The 22,420-nt window shown below is 65.4% G+C and carries 18 protein-coding genes; 7 read left to right on the top strand and 11 right to left on the bottom strand.

Annotated features, from left to right (window positions below; all coding sequences use genetic code 11):
- Window positions 1–36: 36 nt before the first annotated feature.
- The gene (locus L2Y96_RS08180; protein WP_247335327.1) at window positions 37–936 is read right to left on the bottom strand and encodes a LysR family transcriptional regulator; all 900 of its coding nucleotides are present in this window, start codon (window positions 934–936) and stop codon (window positions 37–39) included.
- A gap of 119 nt (window positions 937–1,055) precedes the next feature.
- Here L2Y96_RS08180 and L2Y96_RS08175 point away from each other — a divergent pair, with 119 nt between their 5' ends.
- The 3 genes from L2Y96_RS08175 to L2Y96_RS08165 all read left to right on the top strand — a co-directional run bounded on the left by L2Y96_RS08175 (window position 1,056) and on the right by L2Y96_RS08165 (window position 3,834).
- A complete protein-coding gene (locus tag L2Y96_RS08175) occupies window positions 1,056–1,778 on the top strand; it encodes an SDR family NAD(P)-dependent oxidoreductase (RefSeq protein ID WP_247335325.1) in 723 nt (240 codons plus the stop codon).
- On the top strand, window positions 1,778–2,263 hold the full coding sequence (locus L2Y96_RS08170; protein WP_247335323.1) for a RidA family protein: 486 nt from the start codon (window positions 1,778–1,780) through the stop codon (window positions 2,261–2,263). Before L2Y96_RS08175 ends, L2Y96_RS08170 begins: the two co-directional genes overlap by 1 nt.
- An 89-nt stretch (window positions 2,264–2,352) precedes the next feature.
- Entirely contained in the window at window positions 2,353–3,834 is a 1,482-nt protein-coding gene (locus L2Y96_RS08165) for a hypothetical protein (RefSeq protein ID WP_247335309.1), read from the top strand.
- A gap of 3 nt (window positions 3,835–3,837) precedes the next feature.
- On the opposite strand, the gene L2Y96_RS08160 is transcribed toward L2Y96_RS08165, so the two are convergent.
- Entirely contained in the window at window positions 3,838–4,860 is a 1,023-nt protein-coding gene (locus tag L2Y96_RS08160; protein WP_247335306.1) for a sulfite exporter TauE/SafE family protein, read from the bottom strand.
- A 196-nt stretch (window positions 4,861–5,056) separates the two neighbouring features.
- Between L2Y96_RS08160 and L2Y96_RS08155 the strand changes: the two genes are divergently transcribed.
- Window positions 5,057–6,157 carry a glycosyltransferase family 9 protein gene (locus tag L2Y96_RS08155; protein WP_247335303.1) on the top strand — a complete coding sequence of 367 codons (1,101 nt, stop codon included), beginning with the start codon at window positions 5,057–5,059 and terminating at the stop codon, window positions 6,155–6,157.
- Here the strand turns inward: L2Y96_RS08155 and L2Y96_RS08150 are convergent.
- From L2Y96_RS08150 to L2Y96_RS08115, 8 genes are all read right to left on the bottom strand, one after another.
- Entirely contained in the window at window positions 6,154–7,554 is a 1,401-nt protein-coding gene (locus L2Y96_RS08150; protein ID WP_247335301.1) for an ATP-binding protein, read from the bottom strand. The genes L2Y96_RS08155 and L2Y96_RS08150 overlap by 4 nt on opposite strands.
- Complete coding sequence (locus L2Y96_RS08145; protein WP_247335298.1) at window positions 7,551–8,216, bottom strand: response regulator; 666 nt, start codon at window positions 8,214–8,216, stop codon at window positions 7,551–7,553. Before L2Y96_RS08145 ends, L2Y96_RS08150 begins: the two co-directional genes overlap by 4 nt.
- 65 nt (window positions 8,217–8,281) lie before the next feature.
- Window positions 8,282–9,760: a SulP family inorganic anion transporter gene (locus tag L2Y96_RS08140; protein ID WP_247335296.1), complete on the bottom strand. Its 1,479-nt coding sequence runs from the start codon at window positions 9,758–9,760 to the stop codon at window positions 8,282–8,284.
- A 226-nt stretch (window positions 9,761–9,986) separates the two neighbouring features.
- The gene (locus tag L2Y96_RS08135; protein ID WP_247335294.1) at window positions 9,987–12,992 is read right to left on the bottom strand and encodes a TonB-dependent receptor domain-containing protein; all 3,006 of its coding nucleotides are present in this window, start codon (window positions 12,990–12,992) and stop codon (window positions 9,987–9,989) included.
- A 108-nt stretch (window positions 12,993–13,100) separates the two neighbouring features.
- The gene (locus tag L2Y96_RS08130) at window positions 13,101–15,011 is read right to left on the bottom strand and encodes an alpha-galactosidase (protein WP_247335292.1); all 1,911 of its coding nucleotides are present in this window, start codon (window positions 15,009–15,011) and stop codon (window positions 13,101–13,103) included.
- Between the two features lie 69 nt (window positions 15,012–15,080).
- Window positions 15,081–16,004, bottom strand: coding sequence for a 1-phosphofructokinase family hexose kinase (locus L2Y96_RS08125; protein ID WP_247335290.1), 924 nt, complete (start codon window positions 16,002–16,004; stop codon window positions 15,081–15,083).
- Window positions 16,001–16,924, bottom strand: a complete 924-nt coding sequence (locus L2Y96_RS08120; protein WP_247335287.1) for a carbohydrate kinase family protein — start codon at window positions 16,922–16,924, stop codon at window positions 16,001–16,003. The genes L2Y96_RS08125 and L2Y96_RS08120 overlap by 4 nt, the downstream gene beginning before the upstream one ends.
- Entirely contained in the window at window positions 16,921–18,096 is a 1,176-nt protein-coding gene (locus L2Y96_RS08115) for an SIS domain-containing protein (RefSeq protein WP_247335285.1), read from the bottom strand. The genes L2Y96_RS08120 and L2Y96_RS08115 overlap by 4 nt, the downstream gene beginning before the upstream one ends.
- A gap of 80 nt (window positions 18,097–18,176) precedes the next feature.
- On the opposite strand from L2Y96_RS08115, the gene L2Y96_RS08110 reads away from it, so the two are divergent.
- The 3 genes from L2Y96_RS08110 to L2Y96_RS08100 are packed head-to-tail and all read left to right on the top strand — an operon-like array spanning window position 18,177 to window position 21,128.
- Window positions 18,177–19,082: a class I fructose-bisphosphate aldolase gene (locus L2Y96_RS08110; protein WP_247335283.1), complete on the top strand. Its 906-nt coding sequence runs from the start codon at window positions 18,177–18,179 to the stop codon at window positions 19,080–19,082.
- Between the two features lie 10 nt (window positions 19,083–19,092).
- Window positions 19,093–20,313: an amidohydrolase family protein gene (locus L2Y96_RS08105; protein ID WP_247335281.1), complete on the top strand. Its 1,221-nt coding sequence runs from the start codon at window positions 19,093–19,095 to the stop codon at window positions 20,311–20,313.
- Between the two features lie 11 nt (window positions 20,314–20,324).
- Window positions 20,325–21,128 carry a DeoR/GlpR family DNA-binding transcription regulator gene (locus L2Y96_RS08100; protein ID WP_247335278.1) on the top strand — a complete coding sequence of 268 codons (804 nt, stop codon included), beginning with the start codon at window positions 20,325–20,327 and terminating at the stop codon, window positions 21,126–21,128.
- On the opposite strand, the gene L2Y96_RS08095 is transcribed toward L2Y96_RS08100, so the two are convergent.
- Window positions 21,109–22,386 (bottom strand): hypothetical protein, encoded by a 1,278-nt coding sequence (locus L2Y96_RS08095; RefSeq protein WP_247335275.1) that lies wholly within the window; start codon window positions 22,384–22,386, stop codon window positions 21,109–21,111. The two genes, L2Y96_RS08100 and L2Y96_RS08095, sit on opposite strands and share 20 nt — an antisense overlap.
- Window positions 22,387–22,420 lie beyond the last annotated feature (34 nt).

Genomic DNA, 22,420 nt, shown 5'->3' with positions numbered 1-22,420 from the left:
TTCCGCCCGTTCCTTCTTCGATCAGGCCCGCTTCGATCAGGCCCGTCGCCACGACGGGCTTTGCCACGCCGCCAGCGCATCCAGGAACACCTGCAGCCGCTGCGGCATGAAGCGCCGCGTCGGGTACACGGCGTGCACCGGGAATTCCGGCGACGCCCAATCCGGCAGCAAGCGCACCAGTTCGCCGGAAGCAATCCGTTCGTCACAGTAGGCGGTGGGCAGGAAGCCAACCCCATGCCCGTGATACACGAACGCACTGACCGAGTTGAAATCACGGCTGGATAGCGGGCCGTTCACGTGCACGCGTTCCGTGCGCCTGCCCTTCACCAGCACCCATTCCGCCTGGTTGTTCCGGGCATTGATCATCACGCATTCGAAGCTGGCAAGGTCCGCCGGCTTCTGTGGCAGCGCGCGTCCGGCGAGAAAGCCGGGGGTGGCGACCACGTAGCGCTCGCTGGTGCCGATGTTGCGCGCCACGAGCGACGAATCGTGCAGATCGCCGTAGCGGATCGCGACGTCGATGTTCTCCCCAATCAGGTCGAGGAACGCGTTGGTGATGTGCAGATCGACGCGGATGCGCGGGTACGCCCGCATGAAATCGGAGACGAATTCGAAGAACGGGGGCTGGCCAAGGATGACCGGCACCGAGATGCGTAACAGGCCTTCCGGCGCGCGCTGGGTCTGCGTGAGCGCGCGCTCCGCATCGTGCAACTCATGCAGGGGTTCGCTGCACTGTTCGTAATAAGCCCTGCCCTGCACGGTAAGGCTGAGCTTGCGCGTGCTGCGCTGGAGCAGGGTCACGCCCAGCGACTCTTCCAGCGTGGTCACCCGCCGGCTGACGGTGGACACCGGCATGCCCAGTGCCTGCGCGGCGCGGCTGAAGCTGCCCAGTTGGGCCACGCGGACAAAGACCTCGATGTCGTTGAGATCGACCATGCGGCCACTTTTCCATAAATGGAAAAGAGTTTCCAGACTTTTCCGTCTAATCAAGCAATCCGGATCGGCGGAGCATACCCCTCCAGCAAGACACCTCCCCCATAGATCCGGAGTTACTTATGAACGCTAAAACCATCATCGTCACGGGCGCTTCGCAGGGTATCGGCGCGGGCCTCGTCAAGACCTTCCTCGATCGCGGTTACAACGTGGTCGCCACCTCCCGCAACGTGAGCGCATCGAAGGAGCTGCCGGTGTCGGAGCGCCTGGTGCGCATCGACGGCGACGTCGCCCATGCCGCCACCGCCGAAGCCGTGGTGAACGCCGCGGTCAAGGCGTTCGGCAAGGTCGACGGCCTGGTGAACAACGCTGGCGTCTTCATCGCCAAGCCGTTCACCGACACGACCGAAGAGGACTACCGCCAGCTGTTGGCAACCAACCTCGATGGCTTTCTCTACATGACCCAGCGCGTGGTGAAGCAACTGCTCGCCCAGGGCACCGGTGGCGCCATCACCAGCATCACCTCTCCGTTGGCCGATCACCCGATCGCGGGCGTGCCGGCTAGCGTGGCGATGATCACCAAGGGCGGTATCGAGTCGGCCTCGCTGAACCTCGCGATGGAATACGCCACGCAGGGCATCCGCGTGAACACCGTCGGCCCGGGCATTGTCGATACGCCGATGCATGCGAATGGCCCGAAGGAGATCCTGGCCACGTTGTCGCCGATCAACGGCATCTCGAGCATCCAGGAAATCGTGGACGCCGTGGTGTTCGTCACGGAGGCCCCGCGCGTCACCGGTGAGGCGCTCCGCGTGGATGGCGGCGCCCATCTGGGTAAGTGGTAATGAACGCCCCGCAAGCGCATGCCGCTGGCGCAGAACGGCGGCTGGTGGAACTCGGCATCACGCTGCCCCCGCCGCCGTCACCGTTCGGCAAGTACGTCGAGGCGGTGCGGGTCGGCAACATGGTGTACTTCAGCGGCATGTTGCCGGCCGTAGGCCACGACCTGCCCCTGCTGGGCCGCGTGGGCGAGGCACTGAGCGTGGCCGAGGGCCGCAAGGCTGCGGAAATGGCCGCCCTCAGCGCACTCGCCGCAGCCAGGGAGTTCCTGGGCTCGCTTGACCGGGTCACCGCCGTCGCCAAACTCGGCATCTACATCGCGACGGTGGGCGATTTTCGTGAGCACCCGGCCATCGCCGATGGCGCGTCTGAGCTCATGGCAAGCGTCTTCGGCGATGAGCTGCTCGCCCCTCGCGTCGTGCTCGGCATGGCTAGCCTGCCCCTGGGCGTGCCGGTGGAACTGGAAGTCCTGCTCGAAGTCGCCCATTAATGATGGCGTGATGATCACGGCGTGGCGGGCGGCCTCAAGATAAGGGGCCGCCCGCCGTTACGCATGGGAGAATCTGACGAAGGATCGTTGTGAATCCCCTTCTCCTGAAAACCAGCACGCCCACCGCACCCACCTCCTGGCAGGATCGGATCGTTGCGCTCGCCTCGCGGCCCACGGCGGCGACCGCCGCCGTCGCGAAGCCGTCCGTCGTGTTCGAGCCATCCGCGGCACAGTCGGCCGCGGCCACCTATGGCGATGCCTCCAAGGCGGCCGTCGATCCGTCGTCGGACGACGCGATCGCCGCGATCATCACGCGCAATGCGGCATCCGCCAATAGCAGCACCGTGTTTGCCGGACTGGGGCAAGCCCTGCTCGGGCGGTTCAACACCGAAGGCACGAATTTCAGCACCGATGCCGCCAGCTCAAGCGGCGCCGATGCGGCCATCAGCCTCGGTATCCGCACGGCCAGCGGGGCGACGGTCAAGCTAGCCCTCAACGCGTCATCGAGTGGCCTCTCCGTCAGCCTGAACTCGGACCGCACGCTTACCGACAGCGAGAAGCAGGCTATCGCCAGCCTTGCGAGCGCTTTCCAGGATGCCGTGGATGGCCTCAGCAAACAGCCTCCCTCGCTCTCGCTCGATGGCCTGATGGGTGCCGACACCTCGGTACTCAGCAGCGTCGACCTGAACGCCACGGTCGCGACCATGCCAGGCGTGCACGAAACCATCGCACTGCATACGGGTACCGATGCCCGATCGCTCAAGGTCGATGGCCCATCGGGTTCCATCGCGATGGACCTGGACATGAGCCAACCCGCGACCTGGGGCAACCGCACGCAGCGCGATGCCGCGGTGGCGAGCTACCTTGGCCAGGTGGATGCCGCCGCAAGCCGGGGCCACGCTGATGCGTCACTGGTCGCCCTGTTCAAGGACGGGTTCAGCCAGCTCAACAGCCATTACCCGACCTCCCCCACCAGCGCATCCACGCGCGGCACCACGCGCGCCCTTTCCAGCACGGACCACGCCTTGCTGACCGGTCTCGCCGATTTCAACGCATCGATCTCGCAAGCCAGCAGCGCGCCCAATCCCATGCACGGTGACGAGCTGGACACGTTCAACTATGACGTTTCCCAATCGACCACGCTGAGCGGACGCAACGCCAGCGATCGCCACCTCACGCAGACGCTGGCCAGCCACCTGACGGCGAGCTTCCACACGTCGCCATGGCCCGACACGCCGCTGCACCTCACCGACAAGCTCGGCTCGCAGAATTACAACTACACGCAGATCGATGACTCGGCGCACGCCAGCACCGATATCGCCTATGCCAAGGGCAAGCTCGTCTCGGCCAGCATCCAGCACGACGCCAGCCAGGACACGCACGTGAAGAAGTACATGGTCGGCCAGCTCATCGACGATACCGATACGCCCTCGCATGGCGAGAGCACGCGCGACCTGCTCCCGCTTCTGACGAACCTGGCGCACGACACGAAAGCGGACCCTACGGCATCGCTCGACACCCTTCACGGTTACACCGGGCTCAGGGCGGATCCGCTAAGCGCACGGAAGTAAGCCTCAAAGGGTGTACTTCTCCATCACACCTCCGCGCCACACATGCACCTCGAAGGCGCGGCGCGTGAGCGTGTGCACGGCCTCCACCATGACGTGATCCGCGCCTTCGGCCAGTTGTTCAACCTGTGTGCGCACGTGGTGTGGGAGGTCGGCGACAGCCACCACGTACTCAACCTCCATGGCCTCCGTGCGCCGGAATTCCAGGGTGGCCTCGCGACCGAATCCACGAACCTGGGCATCGAAACCTCCGGCCACGCGGCTGGCCTGTACGGTGACGCCATGCCGCTGCGCAAGGTCCGCCGTCGAACCATCGAGCATCGCGACGCCGGCCACGATCATCGCGGCGTAACCCGCGCGCCGGAACAACGCTTCGCCCAGCCGCGGAATGACCTGACGCGATACGAACGCCGCAACGATGGCTGCGGCGCCAAGGACGGCACCGGCCACCAGTGCCTCACGCGTCATTAGACCGAAGTACGCGTAAAGCACGAGCTTGACGAGGTGGAGCACGATCTCGTTCGCCGCCCGCGTCGCCACGAGCCGCTCGCGCGAAAGCCCGTAGCGGAGGTAAAAGCCGTTGAAGAGGAGGCCCACCGCGCCGGTGAAGCCCGATATCCCGCCCGCCAGGAACCCGATGACGGCCAGCGTGCCATGCGTCGCCGGGCGAGATGCCGCAACGATACGAGGCTTGCGCCATAGCATCGGCAGGTTGCCCATGAGGAACAGCCCGATGACGAGCTCGGCATACGCTGGGCTCGCATGGCGAAGAAGCCACGTGCCCAACAGCGCACCGGGTAACGATGCGGGTACGAACCAGCGCACGATGCGCCAGTCGATATGGCGGATGAACACGCCCATCCGCATCACCGAACTCGCGGCGCTGCCGAGCGACAACGCGACAGGCACCTGCGCCATGGGCAAGCCCGCGCGCAGGACAGGCATCAACACCAGGCCTGCCCCGCCGCCGCTCACCGCGCTGATCGTGAACGCCACGATGGTGCATATGAAAAGTACTGCCAGAAACATCAGCCATCTCCTTGGAGCGCGGAGCATCGCGAACGATCCTTAGCGGCACCTTCGCGTCGCGCAGGTGCATTTGGGTTTTGCTCAGCTAAGGCTAGGCTAAGTAAGCCTCCCGTCATCTGGCTGACAGGAGCGACTAAGGTCGGGGAGGCAAGGTACGCGTATCGCCCGGCCAGTCCGGGCGCTTTTCGGACTACGCATGTCTTCGATCGTCGCTTCGTCACGCAGCACGGCTTCCACGGAAGGAAAGCGCACGCCCATGCATGGGCGCCTGCAAGCCTTTCGCCGCCGGGCCATGGCCTGGTTCGTTCGTAAAGCGTTTCCTTCCGCAGGCAATGTCGTAGCGCCGGGGCAACTTCCGCGCAGCGGCATGCAGCGCATCCTCGTCTGCCGCCCGAATCACCGGCTGGGCAATACGCTAATGGTGACGCCGCTATTGGCCGAACTTGAAACGCACTTCCCGGGAGCCGAGGTCGACCTGCTAGCCTCCGGGGGTGCTGCACGCAGCATCTTTGCGGGGTTCTCATCGCTCGGAGAATTGTTCCTGATCGACCGGCGCGCGGTGCGCCACCCGATTGCCACGATCCGCACGCTCAGCCGCCTGCGTTCGAAGCGCTACGACCTGGTGATCGATGCGGCCTCCGGCTCATCGTCTGGCCGGCTCGCCGCGAGCCTCGCGCGGGCGCGGTTCCAGTTACGCGTGGAAGGCATGCGTGACGCACCGGCGCATTTCGCCGCGCGTCCGGTACATGCGCTGCGCGAAGCCCTGGGTGTGCCTGCCGGTGCATGGCCGCTGCTCGATCTGCGCCTGGGTGACGCCGAACGGGCCAAAGGCATGGCCACGCTGAACCGCGTGCTGGAAGCGAACAGCGACCGCGATGCGCCCGTGCTCGCCATCTTCCCCAACGCCACCGGTGCGAAGTGCCAGGACGCGTCGTGGTGGCAAGCGTTCCTCGCCGCGCTGTTCGAGCGGATCGGCGAACGCCGCGTGGTCGAACTCGTGGCGGCCGATGGCCTGTCTCGGCTCGATAACACCTATCCCACGTATTTCACCAGCGATCCGCGCAAGCTCGCGGCCTTCATCGAAGCGGCTGGCATCTACATCAGCGCGGATTGCGGCGTGATGCATCTCGCGGCGGCGACACGGGCCACGGCGATCGGGCTGTTCAACCGCACCGATCCCCTGCGTTATGCACCTTACGGAGCACGCAACGCGGGCATCACCTGTGACGAGGCCGGCCCGGAGCAGACCGCGCGACGTGTCGCGATGCTGCTCGGTGCGCAGGGAACGAACGCCTAAGCGGCGGCCCCCGCGGGTGCGAGCGGCATGCGCACGTGCACGCGAAGGCCGTGGCCCCACGGCGCGTCCTCGAGACTCACTGCGGCACCGTGCAGTTGCGCGACGCGCTGCACGATCGACAGGCCCACGCCAAAGCCGTCGCCGAGACCCGTCGCCTCGCGGTGGAACCGCGCGAATACGGCGGCTCGACGCTCGGGCGGGATGCCGGGGCCATCGTCCATGACATCCATGCAGGCTTCCCCGTCACCAGCCTCCACCGCCAGCACCACACGGCCGCCCATCGGCGCGTGGCGGGCCGCGTTTTCCAGCAGGTTGCGCAGCATGGCGGAAAGCGCCGCGGGGTAGCCCATCACGACCACCGGTACGGGTGGCAGGCCCACGGCGAGCGAGAAGCGCGTGCAGTCGACCGTCGGCGACCATTCGGCCACGACATCGCGCGCCACGGCAGCCAGATCTACCTGCACTAGCGGCAGGTGCGCGTGCTCATCCAGGTGTGCCAGCACGAGTAGCTGGTCGGTACGGCGCGAAAGCAGGCGCAAGCTAGCCAGTGCGTCGGGCAAGGCCGAGGGCGAAGCGTCATCGGCACCGAACACCGCCACGCTGTCGAGGTTGATCATGGTGGCCGCGATAGGCGTGCGCAGCTCGTGCGCCACATCGGCACTGAAACGCCGCTCACGCTCCAGGGCGGATTCAATCGTGTCGATCTGTGCATTCAGCGCGTCGACAAGCGGCGTGACTTCACGTGGCGAATCGGCCAGCACCACCGGCTCTCGCTCACCCGGACGCCGCCGGGAAAGCACGCCTGCAAGCACTTCCAGCGGGCGCAGGCCGCGGCGAACCGCCCAGCGCAGGGCAAGCAACAGGAGCGGCAGGCCAACGACGATCGGTAGCGTCCGCTCCACCGCCACGGCGTTGGTCATGTCGCGACGCGAATCGTGGCGTTCGGCCACGCTGATGGTCACACCCAGGGTGGGATCCATGCGGGTATACACGTGCCAGCGCCTGCGGTGCACCTCGAACGAGCGAATCACGCCATCCGCGGCAAGCTCGCGAGGCAGGTCGCGCATGTTGTCCGTCACGAGCAAGGTATCGCCGTCCTTATCGGTCACCCGGTAGCCCACTTCCGCCTCAAACGTGGATGCGGGCCCCTGCCCGTTCGCCACCACCGGCACCGAGGGCAGCGCTTCCAGCCGCTCCTGGATCGGGAGTGCCGCGACGCCGGTCTGGCGCAGCAATGCATCGAGGGTCTCGGCAGTCTGCCGCAAGCGGATATCCGAGAGGTCATTCATCTCGTCGATGGTCCGCACGGCCGTAAGCAACCCGAGCGGCAGCAACACCGCGAGCACCGCGAACATCACGTAGCGGCGCAGGCGGCGCTGGAGCGAATCGTCGGTCACGCGGGATCCGTCGGCACCATGTAGCCAAAGCCGCGCACGGTTCGGATGCTATCCGGCCCGAGCTTGCGACGCAGCGCGTGCACCAGCACTTCGAGGGCGTTGGGGCCGACATCCGATTCGTTGCCGTAGACGGAGCGCTCGATCGTCTCGCGACGGACAATGCGCCCTGCCCGCTCCATCAGGACGTGGACCAGTGCGAACTCACGCCGGGTGAGTTCGATCCGCTGGCCTTCATGGGTGAGCTCCATGCGGCCCACGTCAAGGCGCAGCGTGCCGGCTTCGATCACGTTATCAGCCAGCCCCTGGGCGCGTCGGGCCAGCGACCGGATGCGTGCTGCCAGTTCGTCGAGATGGAAGGGTTTAACCAGGTAGTCGTCCGCACCGGCATCCAGGCCCTCCACGCGCGACTCGATGCTGTCGCGCGCCGTCATCACCAGGATGGGCGTACGGATGCCCGCGCGGCGAGCCTCGCGCAGGACCTGCACGCCATCCTTGTTGGGCAGGCCCAGGTCCAGCAGGACCAGATCGACGTTCTCCTGGCGCAAGGCCTCCAGCGCCTCGTTGCCGGTCTGCAGCCACATCACGGCATGGGTCAGCTGTTCCAGCGCACGCTTGATGGCGGCGCCAAGCCGCTCGTCGTCCTCGACCACGATGATGTTCACGGAAACCTCCGAACGTTCGTTGGGCCGTATTCTGCTACAACGAAACGGAACGGAAACCTGCGGTGTCAGTGACCGGTAGCCGGACGTGCCCCTTCCTTGTCATGGGTGCCCAGCCGGGTAACCAGGGTGGCGCTAGCTTGGTTCAGGCCACGCACCTCCACGGGAAGGCCCAATTCGCGGAATTTGAGTACCACCTTGTCGAGCGCGCCCACGGCGGTCAGGTCCCAGAAGTGGGCATCTTCGACGTCGATGACCACGGCGGAAAGCCCATCCTCGCGCACGTCGAACGTCTCGACGAAAAGGTCGGACGAGGCGAAGAACACCTGGCCCCTGACCGAATACGTGCGTACCCCGTCGTCGGCAAGCGAACTATCCACATCGAGCATGCGCCCCACCTTGGTGGCGAAGAACACCGCCGAGAGGACGACGCCGGTCAGCACGCCGCGGGCAAGGTCGTGGGTCCACACCGTGACCACCACCGTCGCCAGCATCACCACGCTGGACGAGGTGGGATGCGAACGCAGCGTGGCGAGCGAGCGCCAGCTGAAGGTACTGAGCGAGACCATGATCATCACGGCGACCAGCGCTGCCATGGGGATCTGGCTCACCCAGGGAGCGCCGAACACCACGAGGATCAATAGCACCACGCCCGCGATCAGCGTGGACAGGCGGCCGCGCCCACCGGATTTCACGTTAATGACGGACTGGCCGATCATGGCGCAACCGGCCATGCCGCCGATGAGGCCCGTCGCGATATTGGCGAGGCCCTGGCCAACGCACTCGCGGTTCTTGTTCGAGCGCGTGTCGGTCATGTCGTTGACGATCTGCAGCGTCATCATCGACTCGAGCAGCCCAACCACGGCCATGGTCAACGCGTGCGGGAGCACGATCTTCAGCGTATCCAGGTTCAGAGGCACGTCAGGCCACAGGAAGTGCGGCAGCGAATCCGGCAGCGCGCCCATATCGCCGACACGGTGGATATCCATCTTGAACACGATGGCCACGATCGTCAGCACCACGATGGCCACGAGCGGCGACGGCACGGCCTTCGTGACATACGGGAACAGGTAAATGATGCCAAGGCCCGCGGCACACATCGGGTAAACCAGCCAGGGCACGCCGATCAGCTCAGGCAGCTGTGCCAGGAAGATCAGGATGGCCAGCGCGTTGACGAAACCTGTCACGACCGAACGCGAGACGAAGCGCATCAACGAACCCAGCTTCAACGCGCCGATGGCCATCTGGATGAGGCCGGTGCAGATCGTCGTAAGGAACAGGTATTGCAGCCCGTGCTCCTTGACCAGCCCGACCATCAGCAGCGCCATGGCACCGGTGGCCGCCGAAATCATGGCCGGACGGCCGCCCGCGAAGGCGATCACCACCGCCATCGAGAACGACGCGTAGAGGCCCACCTTGGGATCGACGCCCGCGATGATCGAGAACGCGATGGCTTCGGGAATAAGCGCGAGTGCGACAACGAGGCCCGAAAGGACGTCGCCACGCACGTTGAAGAACCACTGCTGGTTCCAACGAGAGGTATGCATTGAGGGATGTTCCAGGTGCGCCGGAAAATAGCCGGCAAGCGTCAACCCCGCGGCAAGAAGCCGCGGCCGTCAGAGTGTGGGACGGCGATGTTTCAGGGTGGCGTAAGCACCGGAAAGCTCTCGGAAGACGTGCGAAGTTCCGAAGTCTACCACGCCCTCGTAGGAGCGCGCTTGCGCGCGATAGGGCTTGCGGCAAGCACATCGCGCGCAAGCGCGCTCCTACAGGTTAGTAGTCGTAGGTGATGGAGAAGCGGACGTAGCGCGGGTCCTGCAGGTACAGCGGGGTGCGATAGAGCGGGTTCGGGGTCGCCGTGGCGTCCTGGTAGTAATGCGGGTTGAGGCTCAGCGTGGCCTGCTCGTTGGTGACGTTGAAGACGTCGAGGTTCAGGCCGAGCTTGTGTTCGGCGAAGGCCGGGGTCCAGTGCAGGCCAAGGTCGAGCTGGCGTTGCCACGGCATGTTGCCGGTGGATCCCGGAGGTGCCGGGCGGCCGTCGCAGAAGTGGTAGTTCGAGTTGTAGCCCGCCGGATCGCTGTTGTCGTTACCGAACAGGCCCAGGCAGGTCGAGGGGCTACCCGAGATCAGGGAGAGATTGCCGGACACCATCCACTCCGGGGTGATCTGCCAGTAACCGTAGAGCTTGAGCTGGTGCTTGTGATTATTACCCTGCAGGCCATTGCTATAGACCATCAAGGCAGGAAAATCCCAGTCTTCCGACTGCGAGGGACCATCGGACTGCACGTTGGACTGGGTCAGCCCTTCCGTGTTGCCGTAGCTGCGTGAGTACGTGTAATCGATCCGGCCATACCAGCTACCATCGAACGGGTGCTCGAGGAACGTATCCAGGGCGTAGTAATTGCGCTTGATCTTCGGGAAGCCCATTTCCTTGTTGCTGAGCTTCACGTCGTGCGCATTGCCCGCATCATCGAGCACCACAAACGTGTTCGATTTGCCCGGGTTGATCAGGTAACAGCTATTGACCGAGGCCGCGGTAATGCCCTGCGCCGCCGCGGCATTCGTGATCCGGTCGACATCGCAGAAATCGTCGATCCCCGTGCGCAACACGCGACGGGAAAGCTTGGCCCCGTAGACCCAACGGTTATCGATACTCTTGCTGAAGCCGAGCATGTACTCGTCCTGGTACTCGGACTTCAGGCCCTTCGCCGTAACGGTACGCGGATCAGGCGGCACGCCGAACGCGTTATTCGCGGACACCGGACCCGATAGCGCCGTCAGGCCGGAGGGCGTGCCGTCGGCACCGATACCCGAATAGGTAAAGTACTGGGTCGTGCTGGTATATCCGGCAGCGGCGCTCAGTGCGGGAGCCAGCGGTGACCCAAGGTAATAGCGCCCCGCGTTGCCGTAGACCTTGAACGATGCATCACCCTCCACATCCCAGCTGAAGCCAAGCCGTGGCGCCCACTGCGGTTTGGTTTGCGCGATATAGGGCTGGTTGTCGCTGTTGTAGTTGGTGAACTGGTCGTTGCGCAGGCCCAGCGAAAGCAGCAGGCGATCGCTCGCCTGCCACTGGTCCTCGATGTATTGCGCACGCTCCGTACTGCGCACCGTCGCCACCGCCGACGACACGTTCTTCATCGCGTAGTAGCCACCGGCACCGTCGAGCGTGCTGTTCGGCGGTGCAACACCTAGGCTGGGCGCCGGGCTGTTGCCCGGCAAGGTGGTGAATCCGTACGACCACGAATAACCCGGCCCGGAGGTGCGCGCACCCTGGTTCTCCGCGGTGGAATGCAGGTTATCGATGCCGGCCGTGATCGTGTGATCACCCAGCTGCCAGGCCAGGCTGATCCGCAGGTTGTTAGAACGGTTGCCCTGGTCAGGGTCATAGATGCTCGACACGGTCTGCCCTGCCGAACGCGCCGAGCCACCGGTGATCGCGGGGTTCTGGTTCTCGGTGCCGGTCACGTAGGTAAGCGCATCGTTGTAACCGACGGGCACTTCGAAGTTCTGCGTGTGCATCTTGCCGTACTGCGCACTCAGCGTCAGCGTGTCGGTAAGGTAACCGGTGTACTTGGCCGTCCACAGGTTGCCGCCGGTCTTGATCGTGTCGGCGTGGCCAATGACATCACCGCGCTTAAGCGTATTGAAATCGTAGCCGTAGATATCGCCGCTGGTTTCGCGCGTGTTCGACGCACCGGTCACTTCCAGGATGTTGCTGTCGGAAATATTCCAGTCGACCTTGGCATACCACTTGGGCATCTTGTAGTCGTACGAGGTATAGGGGCTGGTCGAGGTCACCGTTCCCAGGCGGTTGCCCTCGCTCTTCGCCCATTCACCCGACGCGAAGAAGAACAGCTTGTCCTTGATCAGCGGGCCGCCCACGTAGGCGTCGTACACGGTGTTCCAGTTGCTGTTCTTGCTGCGCGGCGTGTACAGGTTGCCCGCGACCGGCACCGGCGGCAGGCCGTTCTGGTAATACGTGTTGTCATACGAGGCACGCAGCGAAGCCGGATCCCAGCTGAGCTTGCCGCCGAAGTGCCAGTCGTTGGTGCCGCGCTTGCCCACCATGTTCAGCACGCCGCCATCCGAACGGCCGTACTGGGCGCTATAGCCGCCCGTGTAGACCTCCTGCTGATCGATCGAGCCATAGGGAAGCGTCAGGCCACCGGCCGCCTGGAGCGGATCGGTCGTGTTGAATCCATTGATGTAGTACGCGTTCTCGTTGGCGGCCGAGCCACCGAAGCTGATCAGCGATTGCCCGGTAGGACCGGTGAAGCCGCCAGCATTGCCGACGACGCCCGGCGCCAGCCGCGCCGCCGCCTCGGCATTGAAGCCAAGCGGCAGCTTGGCCAACTGTTGCGAGGTGATCACCGTACGTGAATCGACGCTGGTCACGTCGATCGGCGGCAAGGCGCTGGCCGATACGGAAACCCCTTCCAGCTGCTGTGCGCCCGACGCGGTGGCGGGTGCGGCAAACGAGACGTCCGTCGCGACACCCACGCGCAACCCCACGTTTTCGCGTGATTGCACGGTGGCGCCCGCCTTGCGCAGCGAGACGGTGTAGTTGCCCAGCGGCAGCTGCGCGATCGCATAGCGGCCCCGCGCGTCTACGGGCACGTCACGCTGGAAACCGGTACCGCTTTCGATATGCACCGTGTCGCCGGTGCCTTGGGCCACCTGGCCACTGATGGCGCCCGTGGTCGATTGCGCCAGCGCTCCCCCGCTGGCCAGGCCCGCCGCGATCACCGCGGCCAGAACACGCTTACGCTGCTTCATGCCCTGCTCTCCCCATTTTTCAGGCAAAAGCCGTCCCTCGCGATGGAGCCCCCGCGATCGCCAGAGTCAGCCAGGTTGCTGCCCCCGCGGCACGGGGGCACGGTTGGATTACGGTGTCAGTTCGAGTGTCAGCACCTGGAACGGCTGCAACGTGATCGTGGTGGGCGTATCCGCATCGAAGGCCTGGACAGGCTTACCTGCATCGGCCTTCCACGGACTACGTGCCTGGAAGCGGCGCTTCGCGCCAGGCGGCAGCTCGAGTTGCCGGTCAAGGTCGACGACGAAAGCCTGTGGTTTGTCCGACGGGTTACGCAGGGTCAGGATCGCTTTCGCCGGGGTCCAGGAGGCCCAGCCGTAAACGTCGAGTCGGCCCGGGTCACCACCCACCCAGTGGGTGTCACGAAGTACGCCGGCATTCGTCCGCGACCAGCGCGCGGCCTCGGCCAACGTGTCCCAGTCATCGTTCGAAAGCAGCTCCGGCGTGATGTAGAGCTCCTGCAACGCGGTACCACTGCCGAAGTACGAGTGCACTTCGTTGGCGAAGTCATGGCCCGGATCCGTGTTGAGCTTGCGATTCTCGCGCGCGTAGATGATCCCGTGCAGCATGAGCGAGTTCAGCGGGAAGAGCGGTCCCTTCTCGACGATGTTGTGGTACGTCTCGCGGTCGCGGTAGGTGATCCAGCGTTCGCGCTTGCTACCGACGCCCACCAGCTCATCATCCTCACCATCGCGCCAGATCGAATCCGCATACATCAGCCAGAACGGCGAGGCGAGCGTACCCGTGGTCAGGTTGATGAAGAGATCGGGTTTGGCGGCACGCAGGTCGTCGATCAGGTGGATCGCCGCATCGAAGTCGCTATCAAAGACGCTGCCCGGGAAGACCTTGTTGGCATTGCCGGTACCGTCGAGTTTGAACTGGTTGACGCCGTTGTCCTTGACCAGCGCCATGGTCACGTCATGGAAGCGCTGGTAGTACTTCGGACCGGACAGGGCCATGCCTTTGTCGACAATCTCGTACCCCGCCTCGCCTGCGCGCTTCGCACGCTCCTTCGACGGCGGCCCATAGCCACCCCACGGGGAGAGCCACATGCCCGGCGCGGCGCCATAGGCTTTCGCTGCCTCGGCCAGCGGCTTGAAGCCGTGCGGGAAATCCTTGCTGAAGGCCCACGTGCCGCTGTAGTCATCCCAGCCATCATCGAACAGGAACGAATCGAGGGTAACGCCACGCTTGGTCGCCAGCTCCTCGCCGATGTGGTGGATGCGCTCAAGCGCTTGCTGCTCGGTATACGGCGTGAAGTAGCCGATGTCGTACCACGAGTTGTAGTGCAGGAAGGTGCGATACGGGTGCGCGCGCTCGCGTTCGATGTAGGTGAGGAAGTCGCGGCGAAGCTGGTTGTCGTGCGTGGCGCCAATCGATGCCGAATAGGTCACCGACGTGCCCTTGCGCAACGGCAACTCACGCTCGACCCACAGCTGCACCTTCGTGCCGCCGCTGACCAGGCTTTTCGAGAGCGGGTTCTCGAAACCGAGCCAGTCGTGCCCGGAAATAACCGGCGACCCGTCCACGCTGCCGACGACTTCGGAATCAGGCAGCTTCGCCTGCAGCAGATCCACGCGGCGCACGGGCTCGTCCGTCTTCAGCGCGCTGATGGTGACGATTTCACGCAGGTAATCGGAGCCCTTGCGCTGGACCCAGCTGACGTCGACGCGAAAGCGCTGGTCCTTGTCGGTGAAGCGCGCGACCAGGCGCTTGCCGGGCAGCTGCTCCGCAGCGCGCGAAGCCTTCGGGTCGGCCTTGAGGGTCTCGGTGCGGAGCTTGCCGTCGAGCCGGAATTCGGCCGGGCCAAGCACGCTGCCATCGGCCAGCATGAGCTGGAACGGCACCGCGATGGGCAGCTCACGCTGATTGATGTGATCGGTCACGACGACATCGCTGACCCGGCCATCCGCCACCTTCCACGCCAGCGTGACCGCGCCTTCGCCGAACGTATCCGCCAGCGCCAGTGGCGCCAGTGTCATCGCGCAGGCCGCTACCAGCGCACGTACCCGAAACCCTGCCTTCCCCATCCACCCTCTCCCGATCTGTTGCTATTTCACCAAGGGCTCGAGACGGACGAGTGGCCTAAGGCCATCCACCGTATCCAGCCGTACAAATCCTGTTTCATCGCCCAGCGCGTTCGCGGCGCCACAGGCCACCGCAAGGCGCAACGCGTCAGCCATGCCTTCCCCGCGCACCAGCGCCGCGACGAGACCGCCGAGGAAGCAATCGCCCGAGCCCACGGTATTGCGCACGCCGTCCACGCTGAGCGAGGCCTGCCAGGCGCCCTGCTCATCGACGCCCACGGCACCAAGGCCGCCCAGGGTGAGCACCGCGTGGCGCACGCCACGCGCGTGCAACGCACGGGCCACCACGGCCGCATCGGCGAGCGTGGAGACAGGCGCACCAACAAGGTCCGCGGCCTCCGCTGCATTGGGCTTCAGCAGCCAGGGCGACGCGTCGGCGGCGGCGCGTAGCGCATCACCACTCGCATCGATGGCACACGGTAAGGCGAGATCACCTGCGACCTTCGCGTAATACCCAGGGTCGAAACCTGGCGGCAGGCTGCCCGTGCAGACCACGGCTTCGCTTTCGCCTGCCCAGTGGCGCAACACCTGGTCGAGCACGAAGCGGGTGTCATCACCCGGATCGTCACTACGCTCGAGGATTTCGGTCATGCGGCCATTGGTCTCGCGAATGGCCAGGCACTGGCGCAACGGAACCGGCGAGCGCACGGCACGAAAGTCGACGCCGCGCAGCCGCAGGCGTTCGCTGAATTCCGCCGCGTGGCTGTCGTCACATAGACCCACCAGGGTCACCGGCATACCGAGCACCGCAAGCGTCTGCGCCACATGCACGCCCTTGCCACCGGGCCGTTCATCCGCAGGGGTACACCGGTTCACGGCGCCGGGATGCAAGGTCGAGAGATCAACGAGACGATCGATAGCGCTATTGAATCCAGCGACGGTAATCATGCATGGGCTCCGAGCCACGCACGCACCTCGTCTTCGCCCGCCTGCGCGCTCGTGCCACCCAGCGCGCGCGTCGACAACGCACCACATGCCGCACCCCAGCGCATGCTCGCCACCAGCGACTCGCCGCGGAGCCATGCATGCAGGAAACCGGCGTTGAAGTTGTCGCCAGCGCCCGTCGTATCCACCGCGTCGACCGCGAAGCTCGGCACATGCACGATGTGCTCACCGTCGAGCGCGAGACAGCCCTCGCGGCCGTGCTTGACGACGACGCGCGGCCCAAAGCCCGAAAGCGCGCGCAGGGCGGCTTCGACATCGTCTGTTCCGGCCAGCGCACATGCTTCGACAGCGTTGGGAAGGAAAATATCCACGCTCGGCAACACATCGCGCAGCCCCGCATCCCAGGCGGCGCGCGGATCGAAACCCGGGTCGAGCGACACCGTCAGGCCCGCCGCGTGCGCGCGAGTACATAGCGAGCCGAGATCGCCCTGCAGTTTTTCCTGCAGGTAGTAAGAGGACACGTGCAAATGCGTGGCACCTTGCAGCATGTCGTCGGATACATCGGCGCCGCGAAGTTCGGCAATCGCACCGGGAAAGGTCACCAGCGCGCGATCGCTCGCCCCCGAGAGCGCGACGGTAAGGCCCGTTTCATGCGCTGGATCGATGATCACGCCACGGGTATCCACGCCGGCATCGCGCAAGGCAGCCGCGCAATAGCGCCCGCGCTCGTCATCACCCGCACGGCCAATGAAACGCACCGTGTCGCCCAGCCGCGCGAGGCCAAGCGCACAGATCATCGATGAGCTGCCAGGCACCTGGCTTGCGCCACGGGCCAGTTGCTCGGTGCCGAACGCTGGCAAGCCGTCGATCCCGGTAAGGATCAGGTCGACGTTCATCTCGCCGGCGACGACAACGGTACTCACGCGGCATCACCATCGTGCAGGGTGAACTCGCCCACCACCCGGGTAAGTACGCCTTCTGAGGGCGTATCCGGGCGGTGGCCTAGCTGCAGGCAGCGGAAGAAAGCGAACAGCTGGCCCACCGCGGTATGGACCAGCAATTGTTGCGCTGGCGGCAGCGCGTAGAGCCCCGGCAGGTCGACCGCCAGCCCACGTTCACCAGCTACGCCAGGCTCGATGTCCTGGCCCACCACGATACGCGTGGCACCGAGGTCCTTCGCATCGAGCTCGCGCAGCAGATCCATCTCGTAGGCACGCACGGCACCATCGCCCGACAGGTACGCGACCAGCACACCGCCGCGATTCAACCAGGCCATCGGGCCGTGGCGGAAGCCGAGGAAACTCTCGGCCAGTGTCACCGTATCGCCGCCGCTCATCTCGAGCATCTTCAGCGCGGACTCGCGGGCCGCGCCGTAAGCACCCGCGCTGCCCAGGTAGACCGTGGTATCGCGCTCGGCCGCGGCCATGGCGGCCAGTGCATCGGCATACACATCGAACACGCGCTCGACGAGCGCCGCGGCACCATCGGCAGGCCGCGTGCCGCCGAGCGCACTGCCCGCGAGCAACATGTTGGTGAAGCTGCTCGTCATCACCAGGCTGCGATCGTTCGTGCGCGGATCCAGCACGATCACCTCGACGCGGGATTCATTCACGTAACGGGTCGCCAGGCGCCCCTGCGCATTGCAGGTGATGACGAGATGGCGCCAGCCCGGTGCGTTGGCGAGCACCGCGTCCACCGCGCCGACACTTTCAGGGCTGTCGCCTGAGCGGGCGATCGACACGAGCAGACCCGCGGGGCCTGGCAAGACGCCAGCACGGTGGGTCAGCAAGTCGCCCGCCGGGATTGCGCGAGCCGGGATGCCGAGTTCAGCCTGCAACACCGGGGCCAGCGCTTCACCCACATAAACCGAGCTGCCCGAACCGGTGAACGCGAGTTGTGCGGGGCGGCCGGCCAGGGCGCGGTCCAGGACCGCGCGGAACGCAACGCCCTGTGACCCGGCCGTGGTACGCCAGGTGGACGGCTGTTGCAGGATTTCCCGCAGGGTGTCGGCGTAGCCTAGTTCCCGTTGCCGGGCCTCAGGCACGCCGCGCAAGGCTGCAAGGGATGGAGCGGATTCGTGGGACGGAAGGGTCATCGTGGGGCTTGACTTTCGATAGGTTGAAAACGAAAGATAACGAAACTTTCGATTGCAGAGTAGCCCCGAGGAATCACGACATGCAAGCCCCGACGCACACCGCCCCCACCCTGGCCACCCTCGACCTGCCTCCGGGGAAGCGTACTCGCCTTCAGCGCATGCTCTACGGGCACGGCCCGGGCAACGGCACCCTGCTTGTCCTGCCGCTGGACCAGGGCCTGGAGCACGGCCCGACGGATTTCTTCCCCCACCCGCCGGCGCTGGATCCGAGCTACCAGTTTCGCCTGGCCGAGGCCGGTGGCTTCTCGGCCATCGCCTTGGGCATCGGGCTGGCCCAGAAATACATCGGCGAGTATGCGGGGCGTGTGCCGCTGATTCTTAAGCTCAACGGCAAGACCAACATCCCCGGCGATGGCGATGCCACCTCGCCGCAGTTCGCCTCGGTCGAAGATGCCGTGCGCCTCGGCGCCGACGCGGTCGGCTACACACTCTACGTGGGCTCGCCGCGCCAGCACGATGAGCTGCGCCAGCTCCGCCAGGTGCGTGAAGACTGCGATCGCTACGGCATGCCGCTGGTGTTGTGGTCGTACCCGCGCGGCTCGGCGATCGATGCCCGCGGTGGCAAGGGTTCGCTTTACGCCCAGGATTACGCAGCGCGCGTGGCGCTGGAAGTGGGCGCGGACATCGTCAAGCTGCACGAACCGGACGATCGCCGTGACGGCGTCCCGGGCCCTTACGCTTCGCTGGACGAAGACGCGGCAGGCCGCACTTCGCGCGTTGTGCGTTCCGCTGGCCGCACCATCGTGCTGTTCTCCGGTGGCGAAAAGAACGACGACGATGACGCCGTGCTGCGCAAGGTGGAGTTCTACATGCAGCAGGGTGCCACCGGCGTGATGTTCGGCCGCAATATGTGGCTGCGTCCGTTCGAACAGGCCGTGGCGCTCACCCGCCAGGTGCATGAGATCATGCAGCGCTACTCGCGCTAAGGGCTTGCTGATGACCGACGACCGCCACGACGAGGCCTGGGCTGGCTGCCTGTGCTGCTCGCCACCCGCTGCCCGCGGCGCGGCGGCCGGCGGCGCCAGCAAGAACCCGCTGGAAACAGCGCCCATGGACGCCAGCCTCCGCCTGGTGGACTTCGCCCCGCGCAGCATGCTCGCGAACACCGGCACCCGCATCGAAACACCGCGTTTCCCGGTCATCGACATGCATACCCACCTGACCTGGATGAAGCGCACTCGCGGTGGTGTATCCCTTGGCGAAGAGATGGTGCAGTTCGCGAGCCCCGCGGAGCTCCTGCCGCTGATGGACCGCAAGGGCATCCGCTGCATGGTGAATCTCACCGGCGGCGTGGGCCGCGGACTGGAGGATTCCATCGCCCGCTTCGACCGGGCCGCGCCCGGGCGGTTCCTGACACTTACCGAGCCATCGTTCCACCTGTTCGGTGAGGCGGATTATCCCGCGCGCCAGGCCGATGCGCTGGCGGACGCCGCGCGGCTCGGCGCCCGCGGCCTCAAGCTGCTGAAGACGCTCGGCCTCTACCTGCGTGAAGGCATCGACCAGGGCGCGCTTGTCGGCCTGGATGATCCCCGCTTCGATCCCATGTGGGAAACCTGCGCGGCCCAAGGCCTTCCCGTGTTCCTGCACACGGCCGATCCACTGGCCTTTTTCGAACCCACCGACCGCCACAACGAGCGCTACGAAGAACTGGCCCAGCACCCGGACTGGTCGTTCTACGGCCGCGATTACCCCACGCACGCGGCACTCATGGCGGCGCGCGACCGCGTGATCGCCCGCCACCCCAACACGACCTTCGTCCTTCTTCACGTCGGCAACCAGGGCGAACGGCTGGACGATCTCGCCACCACGCTGGCCCGTTTTCCCAACACCCTCATCGATATCAGCGCGAGGATCGGTGAGTTGGGCCGACAGCCGCGGCGCAGTCGCGCATTCATCGACCGGTTCCAGGATCGCGTGCTGTTTGGCACCGATGCGGTGCCGCCACCGTTCGGCGATGCTGTGCCGCAACAACGCCTTTGCGACGAGCTATACGAGATCTACTACCGTTTTCTCGAGACCGATGACGAGTACTTTGACTACGCGCCAGCGGCCACGCCGCCGCAGGGACGCTGGTCGATCTACGGGCTGGGGCTATCTTCGGCTATCCTGCGCAACGTGTACCACGACAACGCGGCGCGACTGTTGCGCCTGGACTAACTCCCGACGACATGAGCGAACGACGCGTGAAGGCGCCGCCGAAGAAACTGCTGATCGAAGAACGTCGACGCGCCATCGTCGACCTGCTGCGCACCGATGGCCGCGTTACCGTCGATAATCTCGTGGCACGCTACGGTGTCTCGGCCGTCACCATTCGTGGCGATCTCGAAGCCCTGGAGATCGTTGGCATGGCCAAGCGCTCCCACGGCGGCGCCGTGCCAGCGGAGCCTTCGCCGCAAGACGTTCCGCTCCCGATCAAGGAAACGCGCCGGCTGGCCGAGAAACGCCGCATTGGCGATGCCGCCGCACGCATGGTGTCCGACGGCGAGACGATCATCCTCGACTCCGGCTCCACCACGGTGGAAATCGCGCGCTGCATCCGCCAGCGCAAGTGGAGTTCGCTCACCGTCATCACCAATGCGCTGAATATCGCGCTCGAGCTCAGTGGCCTGCCCACCGTCCGCGTGATGATGCTGGGCGGCATGCTGCGCCAGACCTCCTACTCGCTGGTGGGCATGGATGCCGAGCGCGCCCTCTCCCGCCTCTCCGCTGATCGCCTGTTCCTCGGCGTCGATGGCCTGGATACCGCCATCGGCGTCACCACGCCCGACCCGCAGGAAGCGAGTCTCAACGCCATGATGGTGAAGTGCTCGCGCGAAGTGGTCGCCGTGCTCGATGCCAGCAAGATCGGCCAGCGCAGCCTCGCCGTCATCGCCCCGATCACCGGCCTCAACGTGGTGATCACCGATACGACGGCCCCCACCGATGCCATCCACGCGCTACGCGAGCAGGGCGTCAGGGTTCAGTTGGTCTGACGGCCCAGGTGCGGTTAACCACGTAAGTCTTGCGCTCCGTCATGACGAGGCACCTGCCGGAACACCCTACGGAGATACGCTTTGCCAACGGTCCCAGGGGCGCGGCGGACAAGCGTGCTTGCAGGGATTGGGGTGATGGGTGCTCGTGGAGCCACAACATGAGCGATGCCATCCGTAATGTCGCGACGTAGTCGGCGGCGCGATCGACAAAGGCGTTGAGGTTCGCGAGCCTGCCTTCGCGTAGCGAGGCCCCCGGCCACCCTTCCCTGATTTGGGCTTCATCCATGGGAGCTCTGTCAAGGACCGTGGCGGGCACCTCGATATCCTCGAACGCGGCGCGTCGCGTGACCTCGTCCCCCAGGGCGAGCGCCCAACCTTCGCTGATGTACTCCCACCCCTTCGCGCCCGCCATTTCCTGGGCGCGCTGAGAGGCCACCCATTCATTGGCTGCCACGCCGCCGAATTGGACTTCCTCTATCGTCGGCGTCGCAAATGCTTTCCGGCAAGGCGCGGGTAAAGGCACGTCTATCGGCATCGCCGCAAGCATATCCGTCGCCAGCTGGAGGTTAAGCCTGGCACCCGCCGACATGAAGACGCGATCCAGTTGTGTGTTCGCGCTTGCCTGAAAGCGGCGGAACGACGCTGAAGCCGTGCACGCCGACGCCAGGCCACCCGACGTATCGCCGTCGACGAACTGAAGCGCCGCAGCGGTATTCCAGAGTTGAAGCGCGGGCTGGACCCGGGCGACCGGCATGAGCGGATCCGGCGGCATGGTGTTCCACCAGATGTCGTAGCCGACCAGACTTTTCACGCGCGCGAGCAAGCGCTCATGTCGCTTGAGCACCGCCCGGAGGTCATTGCGGTGCGCGCGCACCGCGTCAAGACATGATGGCGTCGACTTGCCACACATCAGGGCATATTCCGCCGCTGTGATATCAGGAAGCCGCTTCGCCGTGGCGGCTGCCGCATAGGGAAATGATGGCCACTTACCCTGCGCCCCATCCGCCCAATGGCGACGGGCCCAGTCTGACGCCACGGCGTGATCAGCCTGATAGGCCTTCTCAGCCTCGGCCGGCGTCATATCGAATTCCAGCGACCACGCCACGGGATAAGCGTTGCGGCCGGTCGGCTGTGACGGCGTCTGCAGCGTTCTGGCCAGCGCCACCTGCTCAGTGGTTGGCCGATATGGCTTGTACTCGTCCGCCGCCACGACCGACATGCAAACCAGCGCAGCGCATGCCCAGATCCTTTGCTTCATCCCGCCCCCTCCCTTATCCCTGGGTAACGATACC

The sequence above is a fragment of the Luteibacter aegosomaticola genome (assembly GCF_023078475.1).
Taxonomy (GTDB): domain Bacteria; phylum Pseudomonadota; class Gammaproteobacteria; order Xanthomonadales; family Rhodanobacteraceae; genus Luteibacter; species Luteibacter aegosomaticola.
The sequence above is the reverse complement of the archived record's forward strand: the minus strand, read 5'-3'. Positions and strand labels throughout refer to the sequence as shown.